Origin of the sequence: Pseudofrankia sp. EUN1h (assembly GCF_001854645.1) — a bacterium.
Classification (GTDB): domain Bacteria; phylum Actinomycetota; class Actinomycetes; order Frankiales; family Frankiaceae; genus Pseudofrankia; species Pseudofrankia saprophytica.
Genome location: NZ_MBLN01000003.1, coordinates 120,551 through 134,695, shown reverse-complemented (window position 1 = coordinate 134,695; position 14,145 = coordinate 120,551). Strand labels below are relative to the sequence as shown.

Annotated in this window: 10 protein-coding genes; 5 read left to right on the top strand and 5 right to left on the bottom strand. The window is 72.6% G+C overall.

Features of this window, described 5'->3' with window-relative positions; translation table 11 throughout:
- Positions 1-13 precede the first annotated feature (13 nt).
- The gene (locus BCD49_RS03745) at positions 14-2,212 is read right to left on the bottom strand and encodes a hypothetical protein (protein ID WP_131803360.1); all 2,199 of its coding nucleotides are present in this window, start codon (positions 2,210-2,212) and stop codon (positions 14-16) included.
- 625 nt (positions 2,213-2,837) lie between these two features.
- Entirely contained in the window at positions 2,838-3,602 is a 765-nt protein-coding gene (locus BCD49_RS03740; RefSeq protein ID WP_007517538.1) for a class I SAM-dependent methyltransferase, read from the bottom strand.
- Between the two features lie 460 nt (positions 3,603-4,062).
- Between BCD49_RS03740 and BCD49_RS03735 the strand changes: the two genes are divergently transcribed.
- From BCD49_RS03735 to BCD49_RS03725, 3 genes are all read left to right on the top strand, one after another.
- On the top strand, positions 4,063-4,845 hold the full coding sequence (locus BCD49_RS03735) for a Clp protease N-terminal domain-containing protein (RefSeq protein WP_007517540.1): 783 nt from the start codon (positions 4,063-4,065) through the stop codon (positions 4,843-4,845).
- Between the two features lie 25 nt (positions 4,846-4,870).
- Positions 4,871-5,656, top strand: a complete 786-nt coding sequence (locus BCD49_RS03730; protein ID WP_007517541.1) for an NUDIX hydrolase — start codon at positions 4,871-4,873, stop codon at positions 5,654-5,656.
- Between the two features lie 118 nt (positions 5,657-5,774).
- The gene (locus tag BCD49_RS03725) at positions 5,775-8,687 is read left to right on the top strand and encodes an FAD-linked oxidase C-terminal domain-containing protein (RefSeq protein ID WP_007517543.1); all 2,913 of its coding nucleotides are present in this window, start codon (positions 5,775-5,777) and stop codon (positions 8,685-8,687) included.
- Here the strand turns inward: BCD49_RS03725 and BCD49_RS03720 are convergent.
- From BCD49_RS03720 to BCD49_RS03710, 3 genes are all read right to left on the bottom strand, one after another.
- Entirely contained in the window at positions 8,684-9,421 is a 738-nt protein-coding gene (locus tag BCD49_RS03720; RefSeq protein WP_051467154.1) for an HAD family hydrolase, read from the bottom strand. The two genes, BCD49_RS03725 and BCD49_RS03720, sit on opposite strands and share 4 nt — an antisense overlap.
- A 238-nt stretch (positions 9,422-9,659) precedes the next feature.
- Positions 9,660-9,971: a hypothetical protein gene (locus BCD49_RS03715; RefSeq protein WP_007517547.1), complete on the bottom strand. Its 312-nt coding sequence runs from the start codon at positions 9,969-9,971 to the stop codon at positions 9,660-9,662.
- A gap of 290 nt (positions 9,972-10,261) precedes the next feature.
- Positions 10,262-11,842: a DHA2 family efflux MFS transporter permease subunit gene (locus tag BCD49_RS03710; RefSeq protein WP_071041118.1), complete on the bottom strand. Its 1,581-nt coding sequence runs from the start codon at positions 11,840-11,842 to the stop codon at positions 10,262-10,264.
- 226 nt (positions 11,843-12,068) lie between these two features.
- Here BCD49_RS03710 and BCD49_RS03705 point away from each other — a divergent pair, with 226 nt between their 5' ends.
- Together BCD49_RS03705 and BCD49_RS03700 are read left to right on the top strand one after the other, a co-directional pair.
- Positions 12,069-12,593, top strand: coding sequence for a MarR family winged helix-turn-helix transcriptional regulator (locus tag BCD49_RS03705; protein WP_007517549.1), 525 nt, complete (start codon positions 12,069-12,071; stop codon positions 12,591-12,593).
- Between the two features lie 450 nt (positions 12,594-13,043).
- Entirely contained in the window at positions 13,044-14,006 is a 963-nt protein-coding gene (locus tag BCD49_RS03700) for a hypothetical protein (RefSeq protein WP_007517551.1), read from the top strand.
- The last annotated feature ends 139 nt before the right edge of the window (positions 14,007-14,145 follow it).

Here is a 14,145-nt window from a genome sequence, read left to right as displayed (position 1 = left end):
GCCCGCGGCTCGTTCAGGAGCCGACGGGTGGTTCCAGCTCCTGGCGCAGCGACCAGTAGAGACTCTCCAGACCCCGGTTGGTCTCGCCGGTCCACGACGGGCTTGCCTGTTCGGCGAAGAGAAAGGCGCCGTACTCGCCGGTCACCGCGACGTGATCGCCGGCTGCCGCGTAGGCACGCATCCGCAGCGCGAACAGGTCGGGATGCGCGGGATGGACGGCGAGACCACGCTGTGTGGCGGCCAGGGCGGCGTCGGGATTGCCGGACCGCAGGTGTTGCTCACCCAGAAGGAGCGCGGCCCGCACGACCTTGTGGCGGCGGACGGCGTCGGCATCCGCCGCGACGGTGGGTGGCGATGGGGGAGGGGTGGCCGGCCGCAGCACCTCCACCGAGATCGGCCCGCCGTCCGGGTAAGGGCCGTCGGAGCCGGCCACCGAGATCGTGTCCGCTGCCTCCTCCTCCCGACGGCGGCGCCGGGAGGAGGAGACCGAGGCGACGGACGCGGCGCCGAGCAGGCCGCCGGCGACCACCCACGTCTCGGTCTGCCATTTCGGGACGTCCGGCGCGCTCCGTCCAGGCCCGGCGCGCCCCGTCGTCCCGTCGCTTCCCGGCCGGCTGTTGGCCGGCGTGCCGGTTCCGGCGCTCTGGCGTCCGCCGTCCGCCCCGGGTGAGGGCGCACCAGGACCGGCCGGCGAGGCGCTCGCCGTCGCCTGCCCGGGAGCCGGAGGGCCGGCGGCGGCTGACGGTCCCGCCGCGGGTGTCGTAGGCGGCGGCGCGCCCGGCGCTGCCGGCGCGCTTTCCGGCGCCGTCGCCTGTGGTGCCGGGGCGCGCGGTGGCTGCGTGCCCCCCGACGGCGCTGTGGGCGCCGCCGCCGGCAGCCGCGGTGTTTCTCCCGCGGGCGCGCCCCCGGGAGGCGCCGAAGTGCCTCCACCGCTCGGAGCCGAAGCACCGCCGCCAGGAGCCGGAGCGCCGCCGGCGGCGGGTGACCCTGCCGCGGGAGCCGGCACGGCGTGCCCGGCCGCGTCGAGGGCCGGCAGCGCGAGCCGCATGCCCGGGTTGATCAGATCCGGGTCGGCGAGGCGGTGACCAGCGGGATCGGCCGCGCCGTCGTTGGCGGCGAAGACGGTGTCGACGGCGGTGGGCAGCTGAGCGAGGACCGCGTCGGGGTAGCCGTCCTCGACGATCGACCAGAGCGACTCGCCCCGCTGGACGGTATGACTTTCGGCCGTGGGGACCAGCGCGGCCGGCGGCCCGTCGCTCCCGGCGACGCCCGAGGCGTCCGCGCCATGGGGATCGTTCGGGTCGTCCGCGTCGGCCTGACCGGTGGCGCTCCCGCCGGCGCCGGCGGCGGCGGGGCTGTCGGGGCCGGCCGGGCTGTCGGCGTCGTGGTTCGTGGGGATGGTGGTGTCGGCTGGGCCTGCGGTCGCGGTCGCGACGGTGGCCGGGCGCGGGTCTGGCGCCGTGGCGGCGAGCGCGGCGCGGCCGGACATCATCGCCGCGACCACGACGCCGGCGGTGGTGACGAGGCGGGCGGTGCCCCGTCGGACGATCCGTGGCGCAGGTGTCGGCGCGGGCCGCCGCCCGCCCGGTGCCGCGTCGGCGGCTCGCGCGGCCGCGCCGGCCGGCGCCGGCCCACCGGCTGGTCCGTCGCTCGGACCGCGATGCGTGCCGCGAGGCCTGCTGGCCGGCGCGCCGGGCACGGACCGCTCATCGGCTCCGGCCCCTCCGCTGGACCCGCCAGGCCAGGCAACCCGATCCCGCCCGGCAGCCCGGCCGCGCTGGGCCGCGATCTCGAAGCCGACACAGACGACGAGCCAGGCCCACAGCAGCCAGCTCACCGCGGCGACGACATCCCAACCGGCGTATGGCTGGCCCGCCATGGGCAGCGGGTTGGCGCGCCAGGCCCACAGCACGACGGGGACGACGACCAGGAGCGCGACGAGCGACGCGAGCGCGGCCAGCCCACGCAGGATCTCGGCCACATCGGACCAGCCGGCGAGCACGCGGCCACCGGCCCGTGCGCGGCGGCCTCGCTCCCCGCCGCTCCCCGTCGGTCCCTTGCCGGTCAGGCCACCGCTTGGCAGGCCACCGCTTGGCTTGCCATCGCCTGTCCGGCGGCCAGTGCCGGCCGGGCCGAGGCCGACGGCGCCGGCGACCTCACCGGCGCCGTTGTCGCGGCCCGCCCGGGCGTCCCAGTACCTGCGGTCGCTCACGCCTCGCGCGGCCCGCGACGACCCGCGGGTGCCTCCTCGGCCGGTCGCCAGCTCGGCGGGATCGGGTTGGCCGCGTCGCGCGGTGCGTGGCGTGGCCGTCGCCACGGGCCGCTTCACGCGGCCGGGCGGCGGGGACGGCGGTGAAAGCCGGGACGCATGGGCCCTCCCAGTAAGGCATGGCACAGACGCCTCGGTGCTGGGCGCGGGATCCCACCGGAGGTGGTGGCGAGCGCGGTGAGCTGACATCTCAGCCCGGATGGCTCGTCGCGGACGGCGGAATGACGCGGCCACGCGACCGACGCGAATGCCGATCGCCTCTCGAGTGTTGGCTACCTGGCAGAGCTCGTCGGGCCGGCGCTGTCCGGACAGTCCGGCGGAATCGCTGACAAAGAGGTGTTACCACACAAAGTACTGGGTGAGTAGTCACGTCCGGCATCCTGTGGATACCGCTCACCGCGGTTCACACTGGTCGCGCGCACTGCCGGCCGTGACCGTCGTTTGATCGGCGCACCCACGAACACCGGCCACTCTCCGCCAATTCTCCTGGTTTCGGGTGGACCGGCGGGCGTCCGACCCGGCTGTCAGCCCCGGCACGCACGGGCCAGGCCGGGCTGATACGGACCCGTCAGGCGCGGCCCTTGCCGTAGAAGGCCTCGGTCACGTAAGGGAGCTGGACGCGGCCGTCCTTCACGTGCTTGGCGCACAGCGCGCGAACCTGACGGAGAAAGAGCGGCCCGGCGGCGGCGATGGCGCGTTGGCCCTGCGTCGACGAGGAGCTCATGGCGACGAACTCGTTGATCGTGAGCGGCTGTCGCCACTCCGTCGCCCGACGTTCCACCTCGTCGAAGTGAGCCGACAGCTCCGTCTCGACATCGATGGGCTTAAAGGCGCGGCTACGGCTATGGAAGGGCGAGATTTCCTCGAGAAGGTTCTCGTACTCCGCGGCGAGCCCTCCGACCTGGTAGTCGAGACTGTTCTGGACGACCATGCACACCCCGCCGGGCCGCAGCGCTCGCGCGGCGGCGGACAGGAATGCCGGCCGGTCCATCCACTGGTACGACTGGGCGGACACGACGAAGTCGATGCCGGTGAACCGATCGAGGAACTCCTCGGCCTTGCCCTGTTCCCACGCCACCTGGGGGAACTTCTCTCTACCAATGTTGATCATGTCGCCGGACACGTCGACCGCATGCACCTCCGCGTCGGCGGAAAGCTGTGGGAGCAGCGCCTCCAGGGCGATCCCGGTCCCCGCGCCCACGTCCACAACCGTCGGCCGGGCACCCGCTGGCAGCAGCGTGACGGCGTGAGCGAACAGCTCGACCGGGTACCGGGGCCGGGTTCGCTCGTAGCTGTCAGTGGGTCCGTCGAGCTTCGTGGGGGGAGTAGCCATAGCCCCATGATCCTCGCGCCCGCCGCCGACCACCGAGTCGGGGCGGCCCGCGGTCGTCCTGGTGACCTCGCGTAGAAGGGCAGTCGCGGTTGGAGAGTGACCTGCGTCTCGTGGCTGCCGCGCCGCGGGCTCGCATCACACCTGACCTGGGCCCTCGGATTGCCGTTACCGAAGGTGACAACCCGCCACGGTACAGGTATCGACACTTCCGTTGCATTAGGGCACTATCGAGTGCATGCCGGCCGGGCCGGCGCGGATCCCCCCGTACCGCGCCGACCGACCGGCATCTTTGCGTTCCGCGTCCATATCCATGGATCCATTGCGTGCCGCCCCTGTGGGGGTGTGAAGGCCCGTGGCAGGTGGCAGGTGGCCTGGTGGCCTGGTGGCCTGGTGGCGTCAACCTTGAGTTGACGATCCAGCATCGTCAACCTACAGTTGACGCATGGCGGAACCAGTGCAGATGACGGCTCCTGTGCGGCTCGACGATCTGATCGAGACGATCAAGAAGGTGCACTCGAGCCCCCTCGACCAACTCACCGACGCGGTTATCGCGGCCGATCACCTCGGCGACGTCGCTGACCACCTGATCGGGCACTTCGTCGACCAGGCGCGCCGTTCCGGCGCCTCCTGGACGGAGATCGGCCGGAGCATGGGTGTCAGCAAGCAGGCCGCGCAGAAGCGCTTCGTGCCGAAGGACCCCGGCGAACCGTCGGACCTCGACCCGAACCAGGGCTTCGCCCGCTACACCCCGCGGGCCCGCAACGTCGTGATCGCCTCCCAGAACGAGGCGATCGCGGCCGGCAACGACCAGATCATTCCGGCGCACCTCGTGCTCGGCCTGCTGGCCGAACCGGCGGCCATCGCCGCGAAGGTGATCGTCGCGTCCGGCGTCTCGCTGGACGCGGTCCGCGCCGCCGCCACGGCGGCGCTGCCGTCACGTGTCGAGCCGACACCGGCCGGGGGAACGGGCGCCCCGGTGAAGCTCATCCCGTTCGACGGTCGGGCCAAGAAGGCGCTGACGCTGACCTTCCGCGAGGCGCTGCGCCTCGGCCACAACTACATCGGCACCGAGCACATCCTGCTCGCCCTGCTCGAGTTGGAGGACCTGGAGGAAGGCAAGCCGCTGCTCGGCGATCTGGGCATCTCCAAGGCCGCCTCCGAGCGGCACATCGCGGATTTCCTCGCCCAGGTGGTCGCCGCGGCCCAGGCGGCCGGTCCGGACGGTGACACCGGCGCTGACTGAGCGTCGGCTGTGCGAGTCTGATCCGGTGACGGACTGGCTGGCGGTGCCGGACGGGACCATGCTTCTGACGGCCGGGCGGCTCCGGCTGGTCGAGGTCGAGGCGCCGCGACTGTCGGCCGACGAGCAGGAGCTCACCGATCGCGCCTGGGACGACGCCGTCCAGGCCAAGCCGAGCATGTTCGACGGGCCGGTGGCCGCGTCCGGCGGGCTCGGGTGGGAGGGTCCCGACAGCCTGGTGCTCGCCTGGGTCCGGACCACGTACCGGCGCTACGTGCCGCGCGGGGTTCCCGGCGCCACCTGCTGGCTTCCACACCTGTACGTCAGCGTCCTACAGCCGACGGACGACGGCCGGCTGCTGGTCGGGCGGATGGCGTCGTGGACGTCCGCTCCCGGCCGCTGGCAGCTGCCAAGCGGTACGGGTGAGCCACCGAAGGCCGAGGACGATCCCCTGGACGTCGATGGCCTTCGCTCGCTCGCGGCCCGGGAACTGTGGGAGGAGACCGGAACCGAAGCGGCGCCCGCGGACCTCGGTCTCCAGTGCCTCATGCTCAGCTCCCAGAGCGACGTCGGCGTCCTGTTCCGCGCCCCGCCCAGGCCCGTCACGTCGCTGCGCGACCAGTACGCGTCCCTGGTCCGGACCGAGCGGGCGCGCGGCCACGACCCGGAGCTCGACCAGATCGCCTTCGTCTCCATACCCGGCGACCTGGCCACCCTCGGCGGCCCGGTCGCCGACTACCTGGCCCCCGTCCTCGACGAGTACCACCAGCGGAGCCAGCACGGGTCCGGCCCGGCCGGCCCGGCCGGTCCGTAGCCGGTGCGTTGGATCGGCGTCGGTACCTGATGGACCGGTGTCGGTGCCTGATGCCCGCATCCGGCCCGGTCCCACCACCTGCGGCGCGGCACCGGAGCCGATGGGCCAGGATGGGTGGGTGGACGATCCGAGGGCGTTGACGGCGGCGTTGGCGCGGGCCGGGATTCGGGAGGTCGACGTCTCGGCGCGGCGGCGGGCCGAGTACTCGTCGGACGCGTCGAACTACCGGGTCGTGCCCGCGGCGGTGGTGTTCCCGCACGATGCCGACGAGGTCGCGGCGGCGCTGGCGGCGGCCCGCGCGGCCGGGGTGCCGCTGACCGCGCGCGGCGGAGGTACGTCGATCGTGGGCAACGCGGTCGGCTCGGGGCTTGTCCTGGACTTCTCCCGGCACCTGAACCGGGTGCTCGCCGTCGACCCGGAGACCAGGACGGCGCGCGTCCAGCCGGGCGCGATCCTCGACGAGATCACCGCGGCCGCTGCGGCGGACCGGCTGCGGTTCGGCCCGGACCCGTCGACGCACGCCCGCGCGACGATCGGCGGCGCGATCGGCAACAACGCCTGCGGCGCGCGGGCGATGCGCTACGGCCGTACCGCCGACAACGTCGTCACGCTCGACCTGCTGACGGCTGGCGGCGACCGGCTCACGGCCCGGGCCTTCGGCCGCGAGGGTCTCGGCGGCGCCGGGCCGATCGGCAAGGCCCTCGACCAGGTCGTGACCGCCAACCTCGGGTCGATCCGCACCGAGTTCGGCCGGTTCACCCGCCAGGTGTCCGGTTACTCGCTGGAGCACCTGCTCCCGGAGAACGGAGCCGACCTCGCCCGGTTCCTCGTCGGAACCGAGGGCACCCTCGGGATGGTCGTCGAGGCCACGGTCCGGCTGGTCGAGGCGCCGGTGGCGGTCGCGCTCGCCGTGCTCGGCTACGAGGACATGCCCACCGCGGCGGAGGCGACCGGCGCCCTGCGGCCGCACGCGCCGGTCGCGCTGGAGGGGATAGACGCGCGGCTGGTCGAGGTGGTTCGCACCCGCCGTGGCCCGGCGGCCGTGCCCGATCTGCCGCGCGGAGGTGGCTGGCTGTTCGTCGAGACCGCGGGTGCCACCCAGGCGGAGGCGGTCGACGCCGCCCGCCGGCTCGCCGCGGACGCCGGCTGCCTGGAGTCGGCCGTGGTCACCGGCCCGGCGGCCCGCGCGCTGTGGCGGATCCGCGAGGACGGGGCCGGGCTTGGCGGGCGCACCCCGGCCGGGGCACCCGCCTGGCCGGGCTGGGAGGACGCGGCCGTCCCGCCCGACCGGCTCGGGACCTACCTGCGGGAGTTCGCTGCGCTTCTGGCCGAGCACCGGCTGGACGGGCTGATGTACGGGCATTTCGGCGACGGCTGCGTGCACGCCCGGATCGACTTTCCGTTCGCCTACGGCCGCGACCCGAAGCCGTTCCGGGAGTTCATGGTCGCCGGAGCGCAGCTCGTCGCGCGGCACGGCGGATCGGTGTCCGGCGAGCACGGCGACGGCCGCGCGCGCGGCGAGCTGCTCGGCTACATGTACTCCCCGGCGGCGATCGCCGCCTTCGGGGCTGTCAAGCACGCCTTCGACCCGGACAACGTCCTCAACCCGGGGATCCTCGTCGACCCGCGGCCGCTCGACGCCGACCTGCGCGTTCCGCAGGCTCGGCCGCTGCGGCGCGGCCTGGCCTTCGCCTACCCGGAGGACGGCGGCGACCTGACGACGGCGCTACACCGTTGCGTTGGCATGGGCCGCTGCCGCGCGGACAACACCGCGGTCGGCGGCGTCATGTGCCCGTCGTTCCTCGCCACCCGGGACGAGAAGGACTCCACCCGTGGACGGGCGCGGGTGCTGCAGGAGGTCGCGAACGGCACCCTGGTGCGGGGGTTCCGGTCGAAGGAGGTCGAGGAGTCCCTCGACCTGTGCCTGTCGTGCCGGGGTTGCGCCACCGACTGCCCGACCGGCGTCGACATGGCCACCTACAAGGCCGAGGCGCTCTACCAGAAGTACCGCCACCGGCCGCGGCCGGCGTCCCACTACAGCCTCGGCTGGCTGCCACGGGCCGCCCGCGCGGCAGCCCGCGCGCCTCGCCTGGCGAACGCGACGCTGCGCCGCCCGGTCACGGCCCGGCTGGCCAAACGCCTCGGCGGCATCGACCAGCGCCGCGACCTTCCCGAGTTCGCCACCCAGACCTTCCGCCGATGGTTCGCCCAGCGTCCCGGCCCGGACGCCTCCGCAGCCTCCGCCTCCGCGCCTGCCCCGACCGGCGATGCGGGCGTGGCAGGGGCGGGCGCGCGCGAACCGGTGGTTCTGTGGGTCGACACGTTCACCGAGCACTTCAGCCCCGAGATCGGCCAGGCGGCGGTGCGGGTGCTGGAATCGGCCGGCTACGAGGTCCGCATTCCCGACCGACCGGTCTGCTGCGGCCTGACCTGGATCTCCACCGGGCAGCTCGACACCGCTCGGCGGAAGCTCCGCCGCACCGTCGACGCGCTCGCCCCAACCGTCGACGCCGGCATCCCGGTCATCGGCCTGGAACCGTCCTGCACCGCCGTGCTGCGCCGCGACCTCGTGGAACTCCTCCCGGACGACCCCCGCGCCACCCGGGTCGCCGAGGCGACCCGAACCCTGGCCGAACTGCTGTCCGCCACTCCCGGCTGGACCCCGCCACGCCTCGACGGCGTCCAGGCGGTGGCCCAGCCGCACTGCCACCACCACGCCATCCTCGACTGGGCTCCCGACGCGGCCCTGCTCGCCGCCGCCGGCGCCGAGGTCAGGGCCGTGGGCGGCTGCTGCGGCCTCGCCGGCAACTTCGGTGTCGAGAAGGGCCACTACGACGTGTCCGTCGCCGTCGCCGAGACCGCCCTGCTCCCGGCCGTCCGCGCGGCCGCCCCGGGCAGCGTCGTCCTGGCCGACGGCTTCTCCTGCCGGACCCAGCTGGCTCAGCTCGCCGGCACGGACAGCCTGCACCTGGCCGAGCTTCTCGACCGCCCGCCGGGCGCAGGCGCCCAGGAGGCCGATCTCCCCGACTAACCGGCGGGTACCTCGTCAGCGGCCGCTACCTCGTCACCCGCGCCGAACAGGGTGGGAGCGAGCGGGAGCAGCTCGGCGAGCGTCGCAAGGACGGTCGGCGCGCCGGCGTCCCTGAGTTCCTGGACGGAGAAGGCGCCGCTGGCGACGGCGACGATCTGGGCGCCGGTGGTGAGCGCGGCGGTGACGTCGTTCGGCGTGTCGCCGACCAGCAGGATCTCGGGCGGGTCGAGCGAGCGGCCGAAGTGGGTGGCCGCCCGGTCGCGGGCGAACGCGACGAGGGCCGGCCGGTCACGATGGTCGTCGCCGTAGGCGCCGAGCCGGAGGTCGACGTAGGGGTCCAGCCCGAATGCCCGGACCTTGATCTCGGCGACGGCGCGGGTGTTGCCGGTCAGCACGCTCTGGCGGACGGTGGACAGACCCGTCAGGGCGGTGAGCGCCTCCAGGGCGCCGGGCAGCACCCGCCCGCGCTCGGCGAGCTCGGCGCGCGCCGCGCCGAACCCCTCGGCCAACGCCGCGAGCATGTCGTACACCAGCTCCTCCGAGGGGACCAGCCCGTGGCTCGTAAGGGTGCTGTGGACGGTGTCCAGCTCCGTGTTGCCGTGCTGCAGCGCGGCCAGCTCCCGCAGCGCCACCCCGGTGATCCGGCTGAAAACCCGCTCGTAGACGAGCCGTCCCATGCCTCGTGTGTCGATCAGCGTCTGGTCGATATCCCACAGGACAAGACGGACGGGCACGTCGCCATCGTCGCACACCCGCGGACCGCCGACCGCGCCGAAAACCGCGCGACCGAGCCGATCACGCCGCCCCAGCCGCCCCAGCCGCCCCAGCCGCCCCAGCCGCCCCAGCCGGCCCGGTCCCGGCCCGGACTCCGGTACGTCTACCGGGGACGGCCGGCGGGGTGCGCCGCCCAGGCGGGGAGCGGGCCGATGCGGGGTGCGTAGTCCGCGGGCCGGGCCCCTGGGCCGCCGGCGCTCAGGAGGATCTGTCCGTGGCGGCGATGCCCACGAGGCCGCCTATGACGGTGCCGATGACGACCGGGAACCCGTCGGGCACCGCCTTGTCCATCAGGACCATCGCGATCCAGCCGCCGAGCGAGCCCAGCATGGCGACGCCGAGAAGGCACAGGACGAGATAGCGGGGCGCGCTGAACCACCGCTGCGAACCCGCGGGTGCCACCACGCTGGGGCGGGGGGCGGGGGGCGCCTTCGGTCTGGGCAGGGCGCCGGTGGTCGTCGCCGAGCTGGGACGGGAACCGGGTGATGTCTCGGTCTCATCTGTCGACATGGGTCCTCCTCGCGGCAGGTCACGTGCGGACCGGCGCGCCAGCCGCGGCCCAGGGACAATCCGTGCGCTATCGACCTACCCCAGCCGAGATCGGAAAAAGCGTATCCGGTCGGGCGTCGCCGCCGGATCCGGGGACAACGAGAAATCCCCAGCCGGCGATGACGGCTGGGGATTCTCCTGATGCGGCCGGCCCGGAGCCGGTCCCGGGCTCGGCCCGGGACCGGTCAGCGGGCCTCGAGACCGGCCACGTGGAACTGGGTGCAGAACTGCGTGCCGAAGTCGGGGCCGAACTAGTCGACCGCGACCACCTGACGGGCGGGCGCGCTTGGCTCGGTGGCCGCGGCGTCGGGGGTGGCCGCGCCGTGGGCGGGCCTCGCGGGATGGCGTGGCAGGAGGAGGCTGGAGACGAAGCCGACGGCGGACAGGCCGATGATCCACCAGAAGGTCGCGCCGAAGGCGGCACCCACCTTGTCGGCGATGGCCTCGGGCAGCTTCTGCGCGGACGACGCGGCGAGCGCCCCATCCCCGCCGGCGAGGCTCGGCAGCCGGCTGGCGATGCCGCGCTGCAGTTCGACGGCGACCAGCGCGGTCGCGAGCGAGCCGCCGACCCGCTGCAGGATGTTCAGCGTCGTGGACGCCTTGGGCACATCCGTCGGCGCGAGCGTCTGGTACGCGGCGCCCATCGCCGGCATCATCGCCGCGCCGAAACCGAGGCCGCGCACGAACAGGGACAGCGCCAGCACGACCTCGTTGGTGTGCGCGTCGACCTGGGTGAACACCAGGGTGCCGAGCAGCGTCACCGCCATGCCGACGGGGACGACGTAGCCGGGCCCTCGGCGGTCGGAGATCTTCCCTGYGAGCGGCATGGCGATCATCGCGCCGAGGCCCTGAGGCGCGAGCAGCAGGCCGGCGGCCATCGCGCTCTGCCCACGGGCGACCTGGTAGTACAGGGGCAGCAGGAACATCGCGCCGAACAGCATGGCGCCGATGACGAAAGTGGCGATGCTCGCGACGCTGAACGACCGGTTGCGGAACATCTTCATGTCGAGCAGCGGGTCGRCCCGGCGCACGGCGTGCACGACGAACCCGGCGAGCAGGACGACGCCGAGCGGGATCGCGACCTGCACCTTCGTCGCGCCGAAGCCGCCGCTGTTGCCGGCCTCGGACAGGCCGTAGACGAGTGCCGCGAGCCCAGGTGAGATCAGGGCGAGCCCGGGGACGTCAAGCCGGTGGTGCGATGCCCCGTGGTCGCTGCGCTCCAGCACCCGCCAGGACAGGAACAGCGCGAGAACGCCGATCGGCAGGTTCACGTAGAAGATCCAGCGCCAGCTCAGGTTGTCGACGATCAGACCGCCGATGACGGGGCCGAGCACCGGGGCGATCAGCGTCGGGACGCCGATGATGCTCATCACCCGGCCCATGCGCTGCGGGCCGGCTGCCTGGGCGAGCAGGGTCATACAGATTGGCATGATCATGCCGCCGCCGAGGCCCTGTAGCACCCGGAAGAGGACCAGCACCGGCGCCGACCAGGCCAGGCCGCACAGCGCGCTGCCGATCACGAACAGGGCCAGCGAGATGTTCCACATTCTGAAGGCGCCGAACCGTTCGACCGCCCAGCCGGCCAGCGGGATGACCACCGCCAGCGCGAGCAGATAGCCCGTGGTGACCCAGGAGATCGTGGACAGCGACGTGTCGAACTCGCTACCAAGGTCGTGGATGGCCACCGAGACGATCGTGGTGTCGAGGATCACCATGATCGCGCCGAGCATGACGGTGCCGGCGAGGCGAAGCAGGGCCGGGTCGAGCTTGTCCGTGTCCGGTCCTGGCGCGGTGTTGGCCGGCGGCGGGGCCTCGGTGGGTTGGTCGGGCACGATGATCTCCCGGGAAGAGAGCGGCAGACGCGGGGAGGTCGGTCGCGCCGCCGATCACCCTCGGTCGGTTGCGCCGACCTGGGAGGACCACGGACGCGGCCCCTCCGGCGAGCGGACGGGACGGAACGATGCTGTCGTCGCCCAGCATGGGGTCGATCGTTGAGTGGTGTCAAACATATTGTTGCAACAATGACCGGATCGTGGCGGCAGCCGCTACCATCAAGACATGATCGAGGCCGCTGGGCAGACTGGCGGGGAGGCGGCGCTCACTCGGGAGACGACGCTCGCCCGGGAGACCTGGCGCGCCATGCTGGCGCTGACCATGGGCGGCGAGGCGCATACCCGGATGCATGACGTCTGCCAGGCGGTAGACCTAACTCCGGCGGCGATGAAGATCCTCATGGTGCTGGCGTCCGGGCCGCGCCCCATGCGCGAGCTGATCGAGACGTTTCGGCACGACCCGTCGTACCTGACCAGCGTGGTGGACGTCATGGAGCGCCGCGGCGTCGCCCGCCGCGAGCCGCACCCGACCGACCGGCGGGCCAAGACCGTCGCGATAACGGAGCAGGGCCATCAGGTCCTGGCCCAGGCCCTCGAGATCCTCACCGTCCCGCCGCGCTCGCTGGGTGTGCTCTCGCCGGCCGAGCAGGAGCAGTTGCTGGCTCTCCTCATGCGCGTCCTTGCCGCCGAACCCGCCGTTCCAGAGGCGATGCGCCCCCGCGTCCCAGCCAGCTTCATCCAGCCCGCCTGACGTCCGGTCCCGTCCAAGCCCAGCCGGCCGGGTACCCGGTGATAGCCGGCTCCCGCGGAGGGGCCTTCATGGGCKGGGGCAGCGTGGTGCCCCATCGTCGTGCCTCCACGAGTTCCACTCGGTGGCTCGCCCACCACGCCAAGTACGTACGGTGACTGTCCCCACACGGCTGAGTCGGCTCCTGCCGGCCCATTGCAGCCCGCCGGTGTGATTGCCTGGGCCGCACCGCACACCCTCTGCATCCCTCCTCCGACCGTCCCACCTTCCAAACCGGAATCGTGTCAGTTGAACGAGCCAATAGACTCCCCCATCCAACACACTCCGCCGCACTGCTATCGATGTGTGTTGGATGGGTGAGCCTATTGGCTGGGTGAGCTGCCACGGTTCGTGTCAAGTCGGGTCCCGCGAGCGCGGATAGAGCCGGAGCCGGTATCGGGGCAGAGTTGGCGCATGCAGATCGAGCTTCGAGACTGGGAAAACGCGCGGTGGGGTGCCCTCGTCCGCGCACAGGCGGCGGCATTCACTGTCGAGCAGGCGAAACGGCACGGTATACCTGACTACCGGGTGAGGGCGCAGGTGGCGGCGCAACGGTGGCAGCGGGTGTACCCGAGGGTCTATGCCGCCTACAACGGGCCGTTGACGGCTGAGACCCGGTTGTGGGCCGCGCTTCTGTATGCCGGGCCTGAGGCGGTTCTCTGCCGGGAGAGCGCGGCGCACAGCTGGGGTCTCCAGGACGAGCCGCCCCGCATCATCCATGTGCTCGTCACCGGGCCAATGAAGCTTACCGCGGCTGAAGGAGTCGATATCCACCGCACCCGCCGGCCGTTGACGGGTGGGGACATCTATCGCTCCGATGGGCCGCCGCGTACCTCTGTCGAGCGCACAGTTCTTGACCTCGCCGAGCAGTTCGACGACTTGGAGGCCGTCTGTGAACTGGTCGCGAAGGCGGTGCGTAGCCGCATTACGACCGGCGCTCAGCTGAATCAGGCACTGGAACGCCGTAGTCATGCCCGGCATCGCAAACTACTGCGAGAATGCTGCCTGCTAGCGGCCGATGGTGCGCACTCATTGCTGGAGATGCGGCATGCGCGGCTGTGTCGGCGCCACGGCTTGCCGGAGCCGGCTCGGCAGGTCCCCTTCCAGGGGCAGAGCGGCAGGTACAGGTTTGACGGCTTCTATGAGCATGAACGGCTTGTCGTCGAGCTGGACGGATGGAAGTTTCATGGGCACCAGGAGGCATGGTCAAAGGGCCAGCTACGCGATTTTGACATCAAGCTCGACCATCTTGAAATCCTCCACCTCCCAGGCTCGTTGGTACTCGCCAACCCCTGCGAGGCCGCCCGCCGACAGGCCGCCGCGCTCCACCTGCGTGGCTGGACCGGGAGCTTCCGCCCATGCCGGGTCTGCGCGTGAATCCGGCGCTGACGTGCCGAAAGCGCCGCTTGGCGCGCAGGCGGGACGTTACGCCCGGCGACTCGAGATCAACGGGGTGAGGTCGTGATCAACAGGGTGTGGCCAGGTTCGAAGAGGTGCGGTCAGGTTCGAGGCCGCG